Origin of the sequence: uncultured Holdemanella sp., from assembly GCF_934754935.1 — a bacterium.
GTDB lineage: Bacteria > Bacillota_I > Bacilli_A > Erysipelotrichales > Erysipelotrichaceae > Holdemanella.
This window is the reverse complement of the sequence record NZ_CAKVJB010000040.1, coordinates 1-20,892: the sequence shown is the minus strand read 5'-3', so window position 1 is coordinate 20,892 and position 20,892 is coordinate 1. Positions and strand designations below refer to the sequence as shown.

General features: G+C 35.3%; 22 protein-coding genes, 1 riboswitch and 1 other annotated feature. Of the genes, 2 read left to right on the top strand and 20 right to left on the bottom strand.

What is annotated here, in order from left to right:
* Positions 1 to 150 precede the first annotated feature (150 nt).
* The 6 genes from Q0E86_RS09835 to rpsL form a co-directional block, all read right to left on the bottom strand.
* A complete protein-coding gene (locus tag Q0E86_RS09835; protein WP_295756699.1) occupies positions 151 to 750 on the bottom strand; it encodes a YitT family protein in 600 nt (199 codons plus the stop codon).
* Between the two features lie 178 nt (positions 751 to 928).
* On the bottom strand, positions 929 to 2,236 hold the full coding sequence (locus Q0E86_RS09830; protein ID WP_367117395.1) for an O-acetylhomoserine aminocarboxypropyltransferase/cysteine synthase family protein: 1,308 nt from the start codon (positions 2,234 to 2,236) through the stop codon (positions 929 to 931).
* 167 nt (positions 2,237 to 2,403) lie between these two features.
* Complete coding sequence (tuf, locus tag Q0E86_RS09825) at positions 2,404 to 3,588, bottom strand: elongation factor Tu (RefSeq protein ID WP_117995843.1); 1,185 nt, start codon at positions 3,586 to 3,588, stop codon at positions 2,404 to 2,406.
* A gap of 72 nt (positions 3,589 to 3,660) precedes the next feature.
* Positions 3,661 to 5,757: an elongation factor G gene (gene fusA / locus Q0E86_RS09820; RefSeq protein WP_295756694.1), complete on the bottom strand. Its 2,097-nt coding sequence runs from the start codon at positions 5,755 to 5,757 to the stop codon at positions 3,661 to 3,663.
* Between the two features lie 18 nt (positions 5,758 to 5,775).
* The gene (rpsG, locus tag Q0E86_RS09815; RefSeq protein WP_003866299.1) at positions 5,776 to 6,246 is read right to left on the bottom strand and encodes a 30S ribosomal protein S7; all 471 of its coding nucleotides are present in this window, start codon (positions 6,244 to 6,246) and stop codon (positions 5,776 to 5,778) included.
* A gap of 25 nt (positions 6,247 to 6,271) precedes the next feature.
* Entirely contained in the window at positions 6,272 to 6,685 is a 414-nt protein-coding gene (rpsL, locus tag Q0E86_RS09810; RefSeq protein WP_117573318.1) for a 30S ribosomal protein S12, read from the bottom strand.
* A 224-nt stretch (positions 6,686 to 6,909) separates the two neighbouring features.
* On the opposite strand from rpsL, the gene Q0E86_RS09805 reads away from it, so the two are divergent.
* Positions 6,910 to 7,713, top strand: coding sequence for an HAD family hydrolase (locus Q0E86_RS09805; RefSeq protein WP_295756691.1), 804 nt, complete (start codon positions 6,910 to 6,912; stop codon positions 7,711 to 7,713).
* Positions 7,714 to 8,104: 391 nt separating this feature from the next.
* Here Q0E86_RS09805 and Q0E86_RS09800 read toward each other — a convergent pair whose 3' ends face one another.
* The 7 genes from Q0E86_RS09800 to Q0E86_RS09770 form a co-directional block, all read right to left on the bottom strand.
* Positions 8,105 to 8,281: a hypothetical protein gene (locus Q0E86_RS09800; protein WP_288519668.1), complete on the bottom strand. Its 177-nt coding sequence runs from the start codon at positions 8,279 to 8,281 to the stop codon at positions 8,105 to 8,107.
* 298 nt (positions 8,282 to 8,579) lie between these two features.
* Positions 8,580 to 8,948 carry a 50S ribosomal protein L7/L12 gene (rplL, locus tag Q0E86_RS09795; RefSeq protein ID WP_003866295.1) on the bottom strand — a complete coding sequence of 123 codons (369 nt, stop codon included), beginning with the start codon at positions 8,946 to 8,948 and terminating at the stop codon, positions 8,580 to 8,582.
* A 22-nt stretch (positions 8,949 to 8,970) separates the two neighbouring features.
* Positions 8,971 to 9,510, bottom strand: a complete 540-nt coding sequence (gene rplJ, locus Q0E86_RS09790) for a 50S ribosomal protein L10 (RefSeq protein ID WP_295756686.1) — start codon at positions 9,508 to 9,510, stop codon at positions 8,971 to 8,973.
* Positions 9,511 to 9,542: 32 nt separating this feature from the next.
* Positions 9,543 to 9,662, bottom strand: a sequence feature (ribosomal protein L10 leader region).
* A 30-nt stretch (positions 9,663 to 9,692) separates the two neighbouring features.
* The gene (gene rplA / locus Q0E86_RS09785; RefSeq protein ID WP_003866293.1) at positions 9,693 to 10,379 is read right to left on the bottom strand and encodes a 50S ribosomal protein L1; all 687 of its coding nucleotides are present in this window, start codon (positions 10,377 to 10,379) and stop codon (positions 9,693 to 9,695) included.
* Positions 10,380 to 10,393: 14 nt separating this feature from the next.
* The gene (gene rplK / locus Q0E86_RS09780) at positions 10,394 to 10,813 is read right to left on the bottom strand and encodes a 50S ribosomal protein L11 (protein WP_003866292.1); all 420 of its coding nucleotides are present in this window, start codon (positions 10,811 to 10,813) and stop codon (positions 10,394 to 10,396) included.
* A gap of 144 nt (positions 10,814 to 10,957) precedes the next feature.
* Positions 10,958 to 11,686, bottom strand: coding sequence for a hypothetical protein (locus tag Q0E86_RS09775; protein WP_295756685.1), 729 nt, complete (start codon positions 11,684 to 11,686; stop codon positions 10,958 to 10,960).
* Between the two features lie 10 nt (positions 11,687 to 11,696).
* Entirely contained in the window at positions 11,697 to 12,332 is a 636-nt protein-coding gene (locus Q0E86_RS09770) for a MerR family transcriptional regulator (protein WP_295756683.1), read from the bottom strand.
* A 181-nt stretch (positions 12,333 to 12,513) separates the two neighbouring features.
* On the opposite strand from Q0E86_RS09770, the gene Q0E86_RS09765 reads away from it, so the two are divergent.
* Entirely contained in the window at positions 12,514 to 13,326 is an 813-nt protein-coding gene (locus tag Q0E86_RS09765) for a choline kinase family protein (protein ID WP_295756680.1), read from the top strand.
* On the opposite strand, the gene Q0E86_RS09760 is transcribed toward Q0E86_RS09765, so the two are convergent.
* The 7 genes from Q0E86_RS09760 to Q0E86_RS09730 form a co-directional block, all read right to left on the bottom strand.
* Entirely contained in the window at positions 13,323 to 13,862 is a 540-nt protein-coding gene (locus Q0E86_RS09760) for a nucleotidyltransferase family protein (protein WP_295756677.1), read from the bottom strand. The genes Q0E86_RS09765 and Q0E86_RS09760 overlap by 4 nt on opposite strands.
* Positions 13,855 to 16,131: a xanthine dehydrogenase family protein molybdopterin-binding subunit gene (locus Q0E86_RS09755; protein WP_295756674.1), complete on the bottom strand. Its 2,277-nt coding sequence runs from the start codon at positions 16,129 to 16,131 to the stop codon at positions 13,855 to 13,857. Before Q0E86_RS09755 ends, Q0E86_RS09760 begins: the two co-directional genes overlap by 8 nt.
* Positions 16,124 to 16,585, bottom strand: a complete 462-nt coding sequence (locus Q0E86_RS09750; RefSeq protein ID WP_295756672.1) for a (2Fe-2S)-binding protein — start codon at positions 16,583 to 16,585, stop codon at positions 16,124 to 16,126. The genes Q0E86_RS09755 and Q0E86_RS09750 overlap by 8 nt, the downstream gene beginning before the upstream one ends.
* Positions 16,575 to 17,324, bottom strand: coding sequence for a xanthine dehydrogenase family protein subunit M (locus Q0E86_RS09745; protein WP_295756669.1), 750 nt, complete (start codon positions 17,322 to 17,324; stop codon positions 16,575 to 16,577). The genes Q0E86_RS09750 and Q0E86_RS09745 overlap by 11 nt, the downstream gene beginning before the upstream one ends.
* Positions 17,325 to 17,399: 75 nt before the next feature.
* Entirely contained in the window at positions 17,400 to 18,707 is a 1,308-nt protein-coding gene (locus tag Q0E86_RS09740) for a uracil-xanthine permease family protein (RefSeq protein WP_295756666.1), read from the bottom strand.
* A 58-nt stretch (positions 18,708 to 18,765) separates the two neighbouring features.
* A riboswitch (purine riboswitch) is annotated at positions 18,766 to 18,867 on the bottom strand.
* A gap of 33 nt (positions 18,868 to 18,900) precedes the next feature.
* Positions 18,901 to 19,815 (bottom strand): sugar phosphate nucleotidyltransferase, encoded by a 915-nt coding sequence (locus tag Q0E86_RS09735; protein WP_295756663.1) that lies wholly within the window; start codon positions 19,813 to 19,815, stop codon positions 18,901 to 18,903.
* 69 nt (positions 19,816 to 19,884) lie between these two features.
* Complete coding sequence (locus tag Q0E86_RS09730) at positions 19,885 to 20,709, bottom strand: DegV family protein (protein ID WP_295756660.1); 825 nt, start codon at positions 20,707 to 20,709, stop codon at positions 19,885 to 19,887.
* Between the last annotated feature and the right edge of the window lie 183 nt (positions 20,710 to 20,892).

Sequence of the window (20,892 nt, the reverse complement as noted above, 5' to 3'; positions counted from 1 at the left end):
TTTTCAAAGATCATGTGCACCTCAGCAGTGCTCATCTATATTACCAAATACTTCTTACTTCGTCAAATGTTTTTTTAATTTTTTTTCATATTTTTTACTGTATACGCTTACATCGTTGCTTTTAAAAGAAAACTGGCAAGTACCAGTCTTTTACTCGCAAATCAGTTCTTCAATTTTACATTCAAAAATATGATGAAATAGTGCAATCACCCTTCCAACGCCAAGCACCGCAATTACCGTTCCTATTCCGACACCAACAATTTGATGTGCTATAAATATACTTATGCATAATGTTATGCATAAATTAAAACAATCAAATAGATTTTTAGTTAAGCCTACACTCTTGTTAAATCTTTCAGCTAACGCCTGTACTATACCATCACCTGGATTTGGCACAAGCTGCATACTCAATGACATGGCTGCACCCACACCTGTACAAATTATCGCAAAGGCTAATACAATAAAACGAATGCCTAAGTTCTGGGAAGTTGGTATATATGTGGAAAATATATTTAATAATCGTGTAAATATTAAACTTAGTGGCAACTGTAATAAGTCTGACATAATTTTCTTATTCTTTTTCAAATTTAAATGAATTACTATTTGTACTACGACAAACAAAGCATATACCACAAAAGTTAAATCTCCAAAATTATATCCTGCAATCTGTGAAATACTATAGGGTACAGATATTATCGGGGAAACGCCTAGATCGGCCTTTGTGTTTAATGTTAATCCCAATGCTAACACAAGCATTCCTATCGCATAAACAATAAATCGTCTAGTTCACTTATTCAATCAAATCATCCTTTCAAAAAAGTAATGTTATTCTATCAAAATTATTGTATTTTTCACAAGTTTATTTATATTTTCACAAATCTGAAATTTTAAACCAAAAAGTCAGAACCTAGATTCTGACTTTTATTAATTATGCGATTGCCTTAAATGCTTCATCCAAATCTTGAATGATATCATCAATATTTTCACATCCAATACTTAATCGAATTGTGTTCGGACGAATACCTTGATCAAGCAATTCTTCTTCTGTACATTGAGAATGAGTAGTTGTTGCTGGGTGTATAACTAATGATTTCACATCCGCAACATTTGCTAATAAAGAGAATAATTCTAGATTATCGATAAAGTCCTTAGCCTTTTGTGCATCACCCTTAATATCAAATGTGAAGATTGATCCTCCACCATTTGGAAAATACTTTTTATATAGTTCTTGTTGTTTAGAATCTGTAGAAACACTAGGATGAGATACACTTTCAACTTGAGGATGATTATTTAAATATTCAACAACTTTTAATGCATTATATGTATGACGTTCTACACGTAATGATAATGTTTCTAATCCCTGTAAGAATAAGAATGCATTAAAAGGAGATAATGTAGCACCTGTATCTCTTAATAAGATTGCACGTACTTTTGTAACAAATGCAGCAGGTCCACATGCTTGTGTAAAACTAATACCATGATAGCTTGGATTTGGTTTTGTCAAAGAATCAAATTTTCCACTAGCTTCCCAATCAAATTTTCCACCATCTACAATAACACCACCAATACTTGTTCCATGTCCCCCAATAAATTTTGTAGCTGAATGAACCACAATATCAGCCCCATATTCAATCGGTCTTACTAAATATGGTGTGGCAAATGTATTATCAACTACCAATGGAATTTTATGCTTATGAGCAATCTTTGCGATTGATTCAATATCTACTACATCTGAATTTGGATTTCCTAATGTTTCAATATACAAAGCCTTTGTCTTTTCGTTGATCGCATTTTCAACTTCTTCTTCTTTAAAAATATCTACAAATATTGTTTCAATCCCATATTGAGGCAAAGTATGCTCAAACAAGTTAAATGAGCCACCATAAATATTTTTGGCTGAAACAATATTGTCTCCATTTTGAGCTAAGTTCAAAATGGTATATGTAACGGCTGCAGCACCAGATGCTACGGCTAACGCAGCTACACCACCTTCAAGAGCCGCTATACGTTTTTCAAATACATCCTCCGTTGGATTTGTTAAACGACCATAAATATTTCCAGCATCACTCAATCCAAAACGTGCAGCTGCATGATCACAATTTCTAAATACATATGATGATGTTTGATAAATAGGAACTGCACGTGCATCTGTAGTAGGGTCTGGTTGTTCTTGTCCTACATGTAGTTGTAAAGTTTCGAATTTAAAATTTCGTTGTTCTCTAGTTAATTTTGTCATAATCATTCTCCTCTTTTCATACTATTCTTATATGTTTTGTATGATATATTAAAATGATCATAATGTCAACGGTGAATGTAATATTTTTACATTCATTTACATTTATTTCATTTTAAAGCAAAAAAAAGACCGATACAAATGTATCAGTCTTAAAGTTTAAATTCTAATTAAGCGTCGATTTCAGTAACGTTACCAGCACCTACAGTGTGTCCACCTTCACGGATAGAGAACTTAGTACCAGTTTCGATAGCGATTGGAGCGATCAATTCAACGTTCATAACAACGTTGTCACCAGGCATTACCATGTCAGTTCCTTCTGGCAATGTGATTACACCTGTAACGTCAGTTGTACGGAAGTAGAATTGAGGACGGTAGTTAGAAACGAATGGAGTGTGACGTCCACCTTCTTCTTTAGTTAAAACATAAACTTGTGCTTTAAATTTAGTGTGAGGGTGTACACTTCCAGGTTTAGCTAATACTTGTCCACGTTGGATTTGGTCACGTGCAATACCACGTAACAATGCACCAATGTTGTCACCTGCTTCAGCAACGTCTAATTGTTTGTGGAACATTTCCAAACCAGTTAATACTGTTTTTTGAGTGTCTTTGATACCAACGATTTCAACTTCGTCGTTTAAGTGAGCTTGACCACGTTCAACACGTCCTGTAGCTACTGTACCACGACCAGAAATTGTCATAACGTCTTCGATTGCCATCAAGAATGGTTTATCCATTTCACGAGCTGGATCTGGAATCCAAGTATCAACAGCATCCATCAAATCATAGATTGATTGTTCGTATTTTGGATCTCCTTCAAGAGCTTTTAAAGCTGATCCACGGATAACTGGAGTTTCGTCTCCGTCGAATCCGTATTCGTTTAATAATTCACGAACTTCCATTTCTACTAAGTCGATTAATTCTTCATCATCAACCATATCGCATTTGTTTAAGTAAACAACGATATATTTAACACCTACCTGACGTGCTAACAAGATGTGTTCACGTGTTTGAGGCATAGGTCCATCAGATGCAGCAACTACTAAGATTGCTCCGTCCATCTGAGCAGCACCAGTGATCATGTTTTTTACATAATCGGCGTGGCCTGGACAGTCAACGTGTGCATAGTGACGTTTTTCTGTTTGATATTCAACGTGTGCAGTGTTGATAGTGATTCCACGTTCTTTTTCTTCTGGAGCACCATCGATTTGGTCATAAGCTTCAGCTTTAGCCATACCTTTTTTAGCTAATACTGTTGTAATAGCTGCTGTTAATGTTGTTTTACCGTGGTCAACGTGACCGATAGTACCAATATTAACGTGAGTTTTACTTCTGTCAAATTTTTCCTTAGCCATTTATAATTTCCTCCTAAATGCTAACATATTTCATACAATAAATATTGTATTTCAGAACCAAGCGAAAATCAACTAGTTTTCGCTTGAATTCTCTTTAATAATTTTTTCTGCAATACTCTTTGGAACTTCTGAATAGTGGTCGAACTTCATAGAGTAGTTTCCACGTCCCTGAGTAAAGCTACGTAAGTCTGTAACATATCCGAACATTTCTGATAATGGAACATGTGCACGAACGATTACGGCATTTCCACGTTCTTCCTGTTCAGTGATTTGTCCACGACGACTTGAAACGTCACCCATAACGCTACCTAAGTATTCACTTGGTGCAGTTACTTCTACGAACATAATTGGTTCTAGAATAGCAGGTTTACATTTCTTTCCAGCTTCTTTTAATGCCATACTTGCGGCAATCTTATAAGCCATTTCACTAGAGTCGACATCGTGGTATGATCCATCAAATAATGTAGCTTTGATATCGATTACTGGGTAACCTGCAATCATACCATTTTCCAATGCTGCTTCCAAACCTTCTTGAGTTGGTTTGATATATTCTCTAGGTACGCTACCACCAACGATAGCATCAACGAATTCAAATCCTTTTCCTTCGTTTGGTTCGAATTTGATCCATACGTGACCATATTGTCCACGACCACCTGACTGACGGATGTATTTTCCTTCACAATCAGCAGCCTGACGAATTGTTTCACGGTAAGCAACTTGTGGTTGACCAACATTTGCTTCAACTTTAAATTCACGACGTAAACGGTCAACAATGATATCCAAGTGAAGTTCACCTACACCGGCAATGATTGTTTGTCCTGTTTCTTCGTTTGTATATGTTTTGAAAGTAGGGTCTTCTTCTGCAAGTTTTGCAAGAGCCAATCCCATTTTGTCTTGGTCAGCTTTTGTTTTTGGTTCCAAAGACAATTCGATTACTGGTTCAGGGAATTCCATAGATTCAAGGATGATTGGGTGATCTTCATCACACAATGTATCACCTGTTGTAGTAACCTTTAAACCAACTGCAGCAGCGATTTCACCTGAGTAAACTTCAGTGATTTCTTTACGTGCATTGGCGTGCATCTGAACGATACGTCCGAAACGTTCTTTTTTATCTTTAGTTGAGTTTAATACATAGCTTCCTGCTTTTGCAGTACCTGAATAAACACGGAAGAAAGATAATTTTCCAACGAATGGGTCTGTAGCGATCTTAAATGCTAATGCAGAGAATGGTTGATCATCACCAGGGTGACGAACATCTGGTTCTCCATCTAATGTAGTACCCTTAATTGAAGGTACATCTAATGGACTTGGTAAGTAATCTACTACTGCATCCAATACTAATTGAACACCTTTGTTCTTATATGCAGATCCACATAATACTGGGAAGAAGTCACCATTACATACGGCAATACGTAATACACGTTTGATTTCTTCGATTGAAGGTTCTTCACCTTCTAATACTTGCATCATGAAATCTTCATCATAATCTGCTAAGTAATCTAATAATTTAGCACGGTATTCTTCCATAAGATCTACCATATCTTCTGGAACTGGGATTTCAGTAATAACACGTCCATAATCTCCACTAAATTCATAAGCTTTTCTCTTGATAATATCAATGATAGCTTCGAAATCTGATTCAGCACCGATTGGTAACTGAATTGGACAAGATTTAGCTCCTAAACGATCAATGATTGTATTGCATGACATTAAGAAGTCAGCACCTGTAGCATCCATTTTGTTACAGAATACAATACGTGGAACGTTATATTCAGTAGCTTGACGCCAAACAGTTTCAGTTTGAGGTTCAACACCTGCTTTAGCATCTAATACTGTTACGGCACCATCTAATACACGTAAACTACGTTCAACTTCTACAGTGAAGTCTACGTGGCCTGGTGTATCGATGATATTGATACGGCATTCTTTACCAGTTCCGTCTGTCTTTTTCCAGTGAGCTGTTGTAGCAGCAGAAGTGATTGTAATACCACGTTCTTGTTCTTGCTCCATCCAGTCCATTGTACTAGCTCCATCGTGTGTTTCACCAATTTTGTGGTTTACACCAGAGTAGTAAAGAATACGTTCTGTTGTTGTTGTTTTTCCGGCATCAATGTGAGCCATGATACCGATGTTACGAGTTTCGTGTAAAGCATAGTCTCTAGGCATATTTCTTTACTCCTTCTCTTACCAACGGTAGTGAGCATAAGCCTTGTTAGCTTCTGCCATTTTGTGAGTGTCTTCACGTTTTTTAACACTGGCACCAGTTCCATTAGAAGCATCAATAATTTCAGCTGCTAATCTCTGTTCCATTGTTTTTTCGTTACGTAAACGTGCGTAGTTTACGATCCAACGAAGTCCTAAAGTCAAACGACGTTCGTCGCTTACTTCAACTGGTACTTGGTAGTTGGCTCCACCTACACGTCTAACTTTCAATTCCAATTGAGGCATAACGTTTTCTAAAGCTTGTTCGAAAACCTCCATTGGTGCTTTTCCTGTTTTTACTTCTACGATTTCAAACGCGTTGTACAAAATAGTTTGTGCAACCCCTTTTTTACCATCAATCATGATTTTGTTGATCAAACGAGTAACCAACTTAGAGTTATAAATTGGGTCGACTAGTACGTCACGTTTCGCAATGTGTCCTTTTCTAGGCATCTAATTTCCTCCTTTCACGATTGATCTATTTCTTAGGTCTTTTAGTTCCGTATAATGAACGAGATTGTTTACGGTCATTTACACCAGCACAGTCCAAAGTTCCACGAACGATGTGGTAACGAACACCTGGTAAGTCTTTAACACGTCCACCACGAATCAATACAACACTGTGTTCCTGTAAGTTGTGTCCGATACCTGGAATGTAAGCTGTAACTTCCATACCATTACTTAAACGAACACGCGCATATTTACGAAGTGCTGAGTTTGGTTTCTTAGGTGTCATAGTACCAACACGAGTACAAACTCCACGTTTTTGTGGACTTGATTGGTTTGTTGGTTTAGACTGCAATGAGTTGTAACCACGGTTCAAAGCTGGAGACTTTGAAACGTTTTGACTGGCCTTACGACCTTTACGAATCAACTGGTTGATTGTAGGCATAAGATCCTCCTTTCAAAATTTTCAATTTCCAAGCAAACGAAGCCGGGTGGGTCTTGCCCATCCATTAAATATAGGCTCTTTTCAGAACCTATTTTCGCATGCAATATTAAGATACAGTATTCAACATGATTTGTCAATTCTTTTTTTATCATTTTTGAAAATAAATTTTTATGCACATTCCCCTTTCTTTAAAGTATAATATAGACATGAATAGAGGTATGATTATGAAACACAAAATTGTATTTTTCGACATGGACGGAACTCTTTACCAAACTGAAAATGACGTCATTCAAGAAAGTGCATTAGACGCCATTCAAACACTAAAAGACAAAGGATATATTGTTTGTGCTGCTACTGGCCGTCCTTTAAACCAAATGAAACTTATTTTACAACGTGTTCAATTTGATTATTATGTATTGATCAACGGAAGCTATATATTAGACAAAGATTTTCAAGAAATCGGAACCTATCCAATCTTACAAGATAACGTCAATGATCTAGTTGATTTTAGCAAAAAACATGAAACAGGACTCATGTTCCACTTTGGAGACGCCACATACATTTATAACAACTTTTACCCAATGTATGATTTCTGTAAATACTGCAATGTACTAGATTCACTATTCTACGATCCAAGCCAATCTTATCACTTAAGACACAAAGCATTTAATGCCGTTGTACTTACCAAAGATAAGAAATTAGTTGATCAATTCATGGAAACTCATCCCGATTTAAGAAATGATTTGATCAACGTTAAAACCGATGGATTCTGCTTCGATATCTTCAATGCCGATAATGATAAATCAAAAGGTATTGAAATGATTCTAGAAAAAGCAGGATTAACATGGAAAGATGCCATTTGTTTTGGAGACAGTACAAACGATATCCATATGTTAAAAAAAGCCGATATTGGTGTTGCGATGGGAAATGCGAGTGATTTTGTCAAAAGCTATGCCAATTTTGCCACAACATCCACATACGATAACGGTATCTACAATGCAATATTACAAATATTAAAAGACGAATAAAGTATTAAAAGACATCACTCTCACTTGGAATGATGTCTTTTTTAGTGTCAATAAACAAATGAATAACATTTTTTCAAATTTATGCATTCACATCCTATTTATTTCATCTCAACTAAAAACTCAAAAAATTTCACCCTTTTTTTAGTCAAGATAATCAACACGTTTATTTTTCAACTGTTCAATTTCTTTTTTGTATCTTTCCATTCTTTTTCGTTCAATATCTTTTGCTTCTTCTTCCGTTAATACACATGGCTTGAACACTTCATGCGATTTTTCAATCCAATATTATTTAGCTCTCTCAGAAAATTCCGGTACTCTTTTCTTATTCATTAATTTATATCTCCACTTCAATCATATTTTAGAAAAACAATTTCTAAGATATACACACACCCTATTCAATAAGAAAATAATTCTTTTTTAAATACTTATTCAACAAAGCATATTTTTTTATAATATCTTCTGGCGCATCCTCCTTCAAATAAAATTCTTCAGTTGATGCATCAAATAACAGCCACGGTCTTACAGCATCAAATAATTCAATCTCATATTTACTCGGATTCACCATCATATTTAAATCCCTCCATTGCCAGTGCTTTAAATTTAAATTGAAATTTATATTTAACGATTTTGATTTCTGTTCTTTCAATATCTTTTCAACTATTACTTTTTCTTCTTCAGTAATCACTAATTTTCTTTTTTATTCATTATCCAAAATCTCCAACTTAAATAAACCATCTTTCCTACATGTTAACCCACGAAATACATTCAAATCAAACAAAACTCTATTTACACATCAATATTATCCACAGGCAGAAAAAAAAGCCCTCATCTAATGACAAAGGCTTTAATAACTTATTAAGCTTAAATTACTTAATTTCTACAGTAGCTCCAGCAGCAACTAATTTTTCTTTAATTGATTCTGCTTCTTCTGGAGATACGTTTTCTTTAATAGCAGCTGGAACACCATCTACTAATTTCTTAGCGTCAACTAATCCTAAACCTGTGATTTCACGTACGGCTTTGATTACAGCAACTTTTGTTCCACCAACATCTGTTAATGTAACAGTTACTTCGCTAGGTCCTGCAGCTTCTTCAGCAGCAGCAGCTGGAGCAGCAACAGCAGCAGCAGCTACTACACCAAATTTTTCTTCGATTGCACTTACTAAGTCGTTTAATTCTAAAATTGTTGCTTCTTCTAAATAAGAAAGAATTTCTTCTTGAGTTAATTTAGCCATTTTATTTTCCTCCTATAATTAATTACGCAGCAGCTTCTTCTGTAGCTGGTGCTTCTTCTCTTTTTACAGATCCGTTTTCTTTAGCTTCTGCCAATGCTTTAACAGTCATAGCAAATTTGATAACTGGAGCATTTAAGCAAGATGCGAATTTAGCCAACATACCTTCTTTGTTAGGTAATGCAGACAATTTTTGGATAGTAGCTTCATCTACCATAGCTCCATCCACGATACCAGTTTTTAAAACTAATGCTTCGTGTTTTTTAGCAAATTTAGCTAATACACGAGCAGGAGCAACTGGATCTTTACCAAATGCCAATGCGTTAGGTCCAACTAAAGTTTTTGCGAAATCTTCGTGACCTAATTTTTCAGCTGCACGACGAGCGATTGCGTTACGGTAAACTTTGAATTCAACGTCTTCTTCACGCAAAGCACGACGAAGTTCTGTTACTTCCTTTACTGATAAACCACGGTATTCTACTAATACAATACTACTAGCAGCTTCCATTTTTTCAGATAAGGCGCTAACGTCAGCTTCCTTTTGTGCAAGGATGTCTTTGTTCATTCGATCCACCTCTTCTTTCATCTATTGTAACAATATTCAAAAGAAAAGCCCGCATCAAAGACGGGCTAATTGTGCAAAGTCAATGCATCATACCCTCGGTAACATTATTAAGCATACGCCGTTACTGTCTTTGGAATATTGATAACAATCTGTAGTTTAATTTATTTTACTAGATTTGTCAATTACTTAACGATTTCAACGTGGATTCCAGGACCCATTGTTGTTGAAACAACTAAGTTCTTCATGTATGCACCTTTAACAGTTGTAGGACGAGCCTTAGCAATTGTGTTGAAGATTGCATTGAAGTTTTCAACTAATGCTTCATCTGTAAAGCTTGTTTTACCGATAGCTAGGTTGATGTTTCCTTCTTTATCTACACGGTAAGTAACTTTACCTTTTTTGATTTCATCAATAGCCTTAGCAACATCCATTGTTACTGTACCAGTCTTAGGGTTTGGCATTAATCCTTTAGGACCTAATACACGTCCTAAACGTCCTAATTGACCCATCATATCTGGAGTAGCTACTAATACATCAAAATCGAACCAACCTTTAGAGATTTTTTCGATAATATCTGCACCACCAACGAAATCAGCACCAGCAGCCTGAGCTTCTTTTTCTTTTTCGCCTTGTGCAACTACACAAACGCGTTGTGTTTTACCAGTTCCATTAGGTAATACCATTGCCCCACGGATTTGTTGATCAGCGTGACGAGGGTCTACGTTTAAACGGAAACTTACTTCAACACTTGCGTCGAATTTTGTTTTACTAGTTTCTTTAGCTAATTTAACAGCTTCTTCAATTGAATAAGTTTTTGAACGATCAACTAATTTAGCTGCTTCAGCATATCTCTTACTTACTTTTGCCATTATTGATGTTCCTCCTATTCAAATCCTTCAACCTTGATACCCATGTTACGTGCAGTACCAGCAACAATACGCATTGCAGCTTCTACATCGTTGGCATTCAAGTCTGGCATTTTGTACTCAGCAATTTCTTTTAATTGATCAACTGTAATTGTACCAGCAACTACTTTTTGATCTCCACTTGCTTTTTGTACGTTTGCTGCTTTTTTCAATAAGTTAGCAGCAGGTGTTGTTTTCAATACGAAATCAAAACTCTTATCTTCATAAGCAGTAATGACAACTGGAACAATGTCACCTTTACGATCTTTTGTTGCATCATTGAAAGCTGTACAGAACTGAGGCATATTGATACCAGCACTTGCTAATGCTGGACCTGGTTTAGCTCCACCAGCTTGGAACTGCAACTTACAAACTTTTGTAACTTTTTTCTTGCTCATAAGACGTTCCTCCTATATTTTGTCCTATGCTGTGGTAATACGAACAGTTACGCATTCTCCCACGCATGCCTATTTACTATACACCACTATATTCAGCGATGCAAGCTCATTTTAAAAAAAATTAGAGAAAATCATCGATTCTCTCTAATCATTTACATCCTCCTTCATGCGAAGAATTGATTTTTTAAACTTATCCATCTTCTTCTGAGCCCTTTCATCATCATGATCATAGACTTCGCTTCTTAAATCCGATTGAAATTCATAAATATCAGACTGCATATCTGACCATACGTCATATATATCCGATAAACAATTCGACCAATCATCGTAAGCATCCGAACTCACATCACTCCATATATCGTAGTCTTCTGTATCATATGCATCTTTAATAATTCCATCATAATATATATCATACATATCTTTTACAGTCTTATCATATATATCATACATAGCCTCACCTGCATCCTCATAAATACACTCATAAATACCACTCAAATCTTTGTATTTTATCTTATACGACGCATCCTCATTCATAATCAATTCAGCATATTTATACGCATACTCCCTCAATCGTATCGACAATAATTCTGTCTGTTTTAAAGCATCATCATAATATGCCTTTACCTTATCTACATTTTTAGTATATGAATTATAATCTGTAATCTTTTCACTCAAAGCATCCCGTTCACTCTCTAACTTCTCCTTTGTATCCTCAACATCCTTTGATGCCATCTCCTCTATTTCATCAAGTGAAGATGCAGACACCTCAATTACATTCACATTTACTTTCTTTACCTCTGCATTTTGTGAAACAGGCGCATTTCCACATCCACAAAGAATGAAACACAAACTTAAACACATTAACCTTTTCATTATCATTCACTCACTTTCCATAATTTGCTATTAAAGCCGATAACTCACGACATTTTACCTTTCCAAATATTTCTTCAAATCTTACATCACACAATAAATATGTTTCAAACACCTGTACAAACACATCTCTATCATTGCCTATTCCATACCATTCATACAATTCATCTATTATTCCTTTATCATTTGTTTCACATAACTCATGTAAAAGCTGCAACATATCTATCAATGACCAAATATCTTTTGCTCTTTCAAACGGACTTACATATTGTATAAGCCCTAAATTATAGATTTCTTCAAATTTATTCGTACTCCATTTAAAACATGAAGGCATTTCCTCTGTAGTCTTAACTACATTTAAGAAATTGATTTTACCCTGTAAATCTCTACACTCCTCTTTCAAAATCTTTAGCCTTTTCTCACTTACCCTTCTCAAATTTGATCCACACATTATTTCTTTGACCTCATCCAAACTAAAGCCCAAACTTACCATTACCCTTATATTCCATAATTGAATCAAGTCAGCCTCATCAAATTCTCGATCCTTCCCATTCTCATTCTTTGAAATCACTCCCTTCTTTTCATATCTACGAATCATATTTCTCGTGATTCCCATATGATCTTCAATCCATTTCACCTTATACTTCATAGTGCATGACTCCTTTACCAATCTACAGCCTTGTTCTAAGAACAACGCAAGCTAAAAAAGTGATTTCTTCAATCCTCCTTTCACACTTTTTTGCCATAAGAGCCCTTGCAGATTTCGCGAACAAAAAAAGCGACACAAAGGCCGCATTGAGTTTAAAGAATAATAATGTTAATATATCCACATGAACTTAGAAAAATGGATAGAAGAAAAATTTAACACAACAAACTATACACTCGAAAAAACAGATAAAGGCATCAGTAACCACAACTATGTATTGACAATCAATAATGACAAATACATGGTACGCGTACCGAAGAAAAATCATGAATCACTTGGCTTGCAACATGAACACGAAAAAGTAATTTTACCACTTGTTTCTGACTTAGATGTACCTACTGTTTTATTCGACGAAAAAAAAGGCATTAAAGTCACTCATTATATTGAAGATGTAAAAACATTTGATGAATGTAAAGACAAAGACAAATTCGCAAGATGTGCAAATTTAATGAAATCTCTTCATACAAAAGAAGCCCCTTTATTTATTTTTAACCCTTTTGGAAAAATTGAATTTTATAAATCCCAAATCAAAGAACGCATCGTATCTTTTCCAAATGAAGAAAACTTTTTAGAAGCATTAAAAAAAGAATATAAACCAAATACACTATGTCACAACGACTTCGTACAAGGAAATATTCTTTATAGTGATACGAAAGATTATTTGATTGATTATGAATATGCCGCAAAAAACGATTATCGCTTTGATATTGCCAGCTTCTTTTCAGAAAACAATATTCACTATATCGACCAAAGAGATCAATTCTATCAAGCCTATTTTGACGGAGAAATCGACCCTATGATTGATGTGCAAGTACAGGCATTCGAAAGAATGGAAGACATTCTTTGGGGATATTGGGCAAATATGCTTTATGAACAAAGAGGCGAACAAATCTATTTTGAAATTGCTAAAGACAAAGAAAAACATTACAGAGGCTAAATTGCCTCTGTTTTTTCATCCATATCCATAAATTCTTCTTCTGATAAAGAAACCGTTAAATACACCTCATCACCAATGATTTGTTTTGCACCTCTATCATTGCATAACTGTTTAGCCTTTTCATAATAACAATTAGGAAGCAACATAGGATTACATAAAATGCCATCATGCTCACAAATCACAATATGCTTTCCATCTTGAATAGAAACCATTTCTTTTAATGTATCCAATTTTAAATATGGCATGTCCGCAACCATCAGTATACACGCATCATTTTGACAAGCACCCACACCTAACGCAATAGAATGACCTTGCCCATATTCAGGATGATCATTCATTATGACTCGATACCCTTGTTCTTCAGCCATATCTTTTATCTTTTCATATTGTGTTACTACAATGACATCCGAAAAAGCACTTGCCTTAGCAAAAGCATATTCAATTAACTTCTTCCCATGAAATTCATACAAAAGCTTATTTGAAAGAAAGCGCCTGGAAAAACCAGACGCTAAGATAATTAAAGAAATGTTATTCATCTTCTTTTCCTAGTAATACTTTTTCAGCCGTAATAGGCAAAGTACGAACTTGCACACCCGTCGCATGTTTTACAGCACTGGCAATTGCACTTGTTGGCGTATTAATAACAACTTCACCAATGGATTTCGCTCCAAAAGGACCATTATCTTCATAGCTACTTTCAAATTCAACACGAACACTAGGAACATCTACTCTTGTCGGTAACTTATACTGTAAGAAGTTACGATTACGCATCTTACCCTCATTGGAATATGTAATATCCTCACTTAAAGCCATACCAATACCTTGTACAATACCACCTTCAGCTTGTACACGAGCCAAGTTAGGATTAATAACCGTACCACAATCAACTACAGAAACATAATCATGAACCTTGATTTCACCAGTTAACTTATCTACATCTACTTCGGCAATACCAACCATAAATGGAGGAGGACTTGTAGGTGACATGTGAGAGTCACTCGCAATCAAGGCTTTTGCGATACCACCATTGAAACATGTATCCGCAAAATCAGCCAAACTCATTTCATGAGTATGATCTAACGTATTGATTTTCTTTCCATCAAATTCAATCTCTGCTTTATCCACATTGAAGAATCCAGCTGCCGCTTCTAAAATCGAATTTCTAAGTTTTTCACAAGCCTTTACTACAGCCATACCCGTTACATACGTTGTACTTGAAGCATAAGAACCCGTATCATAAGGAGAATGGTCTGTATCCAACGCGCTTGTGACAACTTGATCTACATCACAATCCATGCATTCCGCAACCATTTGGGCAAGAATGGTATCACAACCTGTACCCATATCTGTAGCACCAATACTTAATGTATAGAAACCATCATCTTGTAATTTAATTTCAACAGAACCTACATCAAGACCTGAAATACCACTACCTTGCATAGATAAAGAAACACCTAGACCACGAACAAAATCACCCATATCACGTCTTAAAGGTTTGTTCTTATAGTCAATCATTTCCATAGCTTTTTCTAAACAACGATCCAACGCACACGCGTTCAATTCTTCATTATAATATTGCGATAATACTTCATTTTCACGTGTCATATTCTTAAAACGAATTTCACAAGGATCCATATTCAATTCGTCAGCCAATTCATTAATAATGGATTCAACCGCAAACTGACCTTGCGTAGCCCCATATCCTCTATAGGCACCTGCACGCATTGTATTTGTATAAACTACATCATATGTAAAACGACTCGCTTTAACATGGTTATATAAAGGTAAAGATTTATGTCCAGCCAAACCAATTGTAGTGGGACCATGCTCTCCATAAGCTCCTTGATTTGATAATGTATATAAATCAATCGCTTCAATCGTTCCATCTTTTTTAGCACCAATACGAACATGCATCTTCATTTCGTGTCTTGAGTTACTAGCCGCAAAAGTTTCTTCACGCGTATAAACGATTTTACTTGGCTTTTTAAGTTTCCATGTCACAAACGCCGTAAAAATTTCACAACAAGCTGTTTGTTTAGCACCAAAACCACCACCAATTCTTGGCTTAATGACATTGATTTTTGATTTTGGGATTTCTAAAGCATTACTTAAAATTCGACGAACATGGAAAGGAATCTGTGTAGAACTTACACAATTTAAACGACCATATGTATCAATATAACAATATGAACGCATTGTTTCCATCATTGCCTGTGCATTCGCTTTTGTATGATAATCTCTTTCTAAGACTACATCACACTCTTTTAATACGGCATCCACATCACCAACAACACTTTCTCCACTGCTAACAATATTGCGCTTTACATCATTACCAATCTCACAAAGACACTTATAATCGTCTTCTTCATGAATCACGATTGCATTATCAATCGATTTTTCAAAATCCAACAATGGCTCTAATACTTCATAATCTACTTTAATAGCTTTTAAAGCACGATCCACACAATCCTCATTAGCTCCTGCAACAATTGCCACTTCATCTCCTACATAGCGAACTACATTTTCTAGGATTCTACGATCATAAGGACTTGGTTCAGGATAAGATTGCCCTGCCAATGTAAAACGAGAAGTTGGAACATCCTCATATGTATATACAGCTTCAATACCAGGAATTCTTTTCGCAATCGAAGTGTCAATACTTTTAATTTTCGCATATGCATGTGGACTTCTTAAAAGCTTAACAATCAAACAATCCTTCGGTGCTAAATCATCACAATATACAGGCTGCCCTGTAACTAAAGCCATCGCATCTTTTTTGATGACACCTTTTCCTACACTATTCATGATTTTCACCTCGACTTAAGTATGCTTTAATAGCACGCATTTGCGACATATATCCAGAACAACGACATAAATTACCGGCTAAATAAGCACGAATTTTATCATCACTTGGATTCTCCAATTCTTTTTCCATCGCTAAAACATTCATAATAAATCCTGGTGAACAGAAACCACATTGTTCAGCTCCTTGTTTCGCCATAAACATACCGAATTCACTTGCTTCTTTTTGAAGTCCTTCAAGTGTCGTAATTTCATGACCATCACATCGAACAGCTAATGTACTACAAGAAAGAATTGGCGTACCATCCTTCCATACTGTACACAATCCACAGTTTGCGGTATCACAACCTCTTTTTACGCTGTAACAACCATGATCTCTTAGCCAGTCTAACAATAAAGTTTGTGGCTGTACATCATCCTGAATCAATTTTCCATTCACTTTAATTTTAACCAACATAAGACTCTACCTTTCTCAATAACTTCTGAGTCAATCCCTCAACAAGTTTTTCTCTATATTCCTTACTTCCACGCATATTATCTGCACAATATACATCTAAATCAATATGGTCTAGATCACAATTATACACTTTCGCAATGGCCGGTCTTGCACCAAAACAGAAGCGATAATGATCCGCATATTTTGTGCAAGATGCATTTAAAACACTTAAATCCGTAGCACTTCTTCTTACTGAAACAAAAGCACTAGGCAAGTTTGTCTTCTTCACATAGATATATTCGACAATATCCTTTTCATAAGGAAGACTTATGAATTCTTCTAGTGAAATACGACCATGTTTATATGTTTGTACATCACACTCTAGACATAACAAGCTACAGATGACATCACTAAAACCAAAGCGTGAATATACACTGCCTCCAATTGTAGCCAAGTTTCTTAATTGCACACCGACAATATCCTTTACAGCATCTCTAAACACATGGCACGTTGCCTCATTAAAAGCTTCATGTGTTTCTAATTGACGCAAAGTCACCATAGCTCCAATCTTAAATTCTGAATCATTTTCTTCAATTTGATCCAAACCTAATTTACCCAAATCAATAGCGGTTGGAATTTGAATATCTTCCATCTTCAACCAAATCATACCGCCCAAAATCATATTTTTCTTATTTTTTGTTAATAGCGCATACGCCTCATCTAAAGATTCTGGCGTCGCATAATTCATTATTCTTAACATAATGGATACGCTCTCTTTCTTTACTAAAATTTTAACACAAAAAGAAAGTGTTAAACAAAATGTTTAACACCTTTATTAGTCTTTTTTACCAGGCAAAATCAAATTTAATACGGTTGCGATCACAAACGTCATAATAATACCGTTTTGTGCAAAAATATTTCCAACCCAGCTTGGTAATTGCGCTAGAACTGTTGGAACTTGTCCAATACCAATTCCTAGACCAATAGCCAAGGCAATAATCAAAGTATTTCTTTCATTAAATTCAACACGCATCAACGATTGAATACCACTTACTAAAATACTCGCAAACATAATAACGGCAGCACCACCAAGTACAGATTGAGGCATAACCGCAAATAAAGCACTTAATTTCGGACAGAAACCACAAAGAATCAAGAAGATAGCTCCTGTCATAATTGTAAAACGATTGACAACTTTAGTCACTGAAACCAAACCAACATTTTGAGAGAATGAAGTATTTGGCAAAACACCAAATAAAGATGCGATGACAGAACCTAAACCATCTGCCAGTACTCCACCTTGCAATTCTTCAGAAGTTGCTTCACGATTTAAACCACCATTTGTGATACCAGAAACATCTCCAACTGTTTCAACAGTTGTTGCGATAAACATAATTCCCATCGCAATGATAACTTCTAAATTAAATTCCATCTTCACTGGCATAAAAGTTGGAAGTGCAATCCAAGAAGCTGTTTGAACCTGAGTGAAATCAACCATTCCAAGTACAATAGCCAAGATATATCCAGCAATAATACCAATCAAAATCGATGCATTATTCACAAAACCTTTGATTTGTTTTGCGATAATGATTACCAAAATAACGAATGTACCTACTAATAAATGTTTTGGATCACCAAAATCAGCAGCACCACTACCACCACCAAAATAATTGATACCAACAGGAAGTAATGATAAACCGATTGAAATGATAACTAAGCTAGTAACAACTGGTGGGAATAATTTTCTTAATGGTTTGATGAAGAAACCTAAAACCATCTCAAATAAACCACCAATTAAACTTGCACCCATCAATGCACCATAACCATATAGAGCACCCATAGCTTTGGCAGTACCAATAAAGCCAGAACTTGTACCCATAACGATTGGCAGTTTAGCACCAATCTTCCATACTGGATACAACTGAACCAAAGTAACAGCTCCCGCAATAAACATCGCATTCTGAATCAATGCAGATTTTAAATCCGGTGATAATCCAAGCATTCCTGCAATAATCAATAATGGACTGATATTTCCAAGAAACATCGCCAATACGTGTTGAATTCCTAAAGGCAAAGCCTCTTTTAAAGGTACAACACCATCAAGTTCATATATTGAACCCTTTTTCACATCTTCTTTTCTCATTCTTTTCCTCCGAAAATAAAAAAGTCTCGTACAAAAACGAGAATCAACGCGACACAATAAAAATAGTAGGTTGATTCATAGTCCCTGAATTTACGGTTTAGGGGTAGAAACATCGACACCGTATTAGTCGATATATACGAAACACGCAAGGATTATACCATTAAATAAACAAAAAAAATAGGACAAATTTGTCCTATTTCCATAATTTTTCAGGATATACACCATCTTTAATCAATTGTTTGAAGGCATTTTGTACATATTCCTTATCTTCGGCATATGTTACACCAAACCATTTATCATGCGTTTCAAGCACCTTCACATTGATACGATCCTCTCTCAATAATTCAGCTACAATATTTGGAAGCAAATATTCTTTCTTCATTGGATTATCTGAAATATTAGCTAAGAATGTACTGAAATCCTTTTCTAAATAGTCTAAGAAATCTGGATATCCAGCCCACATATTCATAGATACATTGCTCTCTGGTTTTGCCCAAGACTCTACTTCAGAATCATCACATACAATTCTTCCTGCTTCAGCCTTGATTCCCGTTGTTTCATAAACTTCTTTCAATAAATTATTATCATCCACTTTACATACACCACGAGTTACAGTTCCATTCTCACTTAATGTGTTCTTTAAAATGAATCCAGCCATACCCATGTCAAATTCTTTTCCCATTTTCTCATGGTTAATCAAGAAATCATGTAATTTCACAAATGCTTCTTTTCCATAATAATCATCCGCATTAATGATCACATACGGTGTATCTACAACACTTTTAGCACATAATACTGCCTGACCTGTTCCCCAAGGTTTTGTACGACCTTCAGGACAAGTAAATCCTTCTGGTAAATCATGAATGTCTTGGAATACATATTCTACATCCATATAATTTTGGATACGATTTCCAATCACTTCTTTAAATTCCTCTTCAATATCCTTACGAATAATGAATACCACTTTATCAAAGCCAGCTTCCTTGGCATCATAAATCGAATAATCCATAATGATTTCACCATTTGGACCCATCTTAGCCAACTGTTTGATTCCACCACCAAAGCGAGAACCAATTCCAGCTGCCATAATAATTAATGTTGTTTTCATATTATCAAAAAATCTCCTTGTAAATCCGTATATCCATTATACTAAAATGTATACGCCTTCACAAGTTAACTATAGTTTAGATACGAAACAAACCCCAAAAGCATTAGGCCCAATATGAACTCCAATTGTTGATCCAATACGAACACGATTCACATCTAAATCTAATTTTGATTCTAGTTTTTCAACATTCTCTAAACCATATGAATACAATGTATATACTGGATATAGTGTATCAACAATATCTGAGTGCATCTTTTCACAAACAACACTTGTTGCCTTATTTACACCACGTGTCTTACCAGCAACCGCAACTTCTCCATGATCTGTACAAATAATAGGTTTAATACTTGCCAAAGTTCCAATAGCTGCTGCAGTCTTTGAAATTCTTCCGCCCTTAGCCAAATATTCCAATGTATCTAAACCAGCATAAATATGCACATGCTCTTTTAATTCTTCTAAACCAGATACAATACTTTCAACACTTCTATTTTCACCAATCCAGTTTATTGCCACTTCACAAAGTAAACGAATTCCAGCTGCTGCTGTTAATGTATCCACAATAAAGATGTTTTCATAATCCCCCATATCTTTTGCCAGACAAGCACTTTGATAAGTTCCACTCAATTTACTAGACAACGATAAACATATTAATGTTTCTTGTTTTTCCTTAACTTCCTCAAAAATATTTAAAAATTCTTGAGGCGATGGTTGTGATGTTTTAAAAAATTCTTTTGAACTCATCATTTTCTCATAAAAAGTTTCCGTATCAATATCAACACCATCCAAATAGTTCTTTCCTTCAATTTGAATTTGTAAAGGTACAAAGTATAAATTTTTATTTTTAATCTCTTCTTGCGTATAATCACTTGCTGAATCTACTAATAATCGAATCATAATTTCCTCCATTGTTAACTATGTCAACTGTTCACATTATATACTTTTAAAACAATCTGTCAATTTTTTTAAAAAAATACTTGCATTAATTAAAATGTTGTAGTAATATCCCGTTTTCGACAGTTATATAACGCAACAATGAGCGCAAACCTTTTGTTTAAAGGCCTTACGCTCATTTTTTAC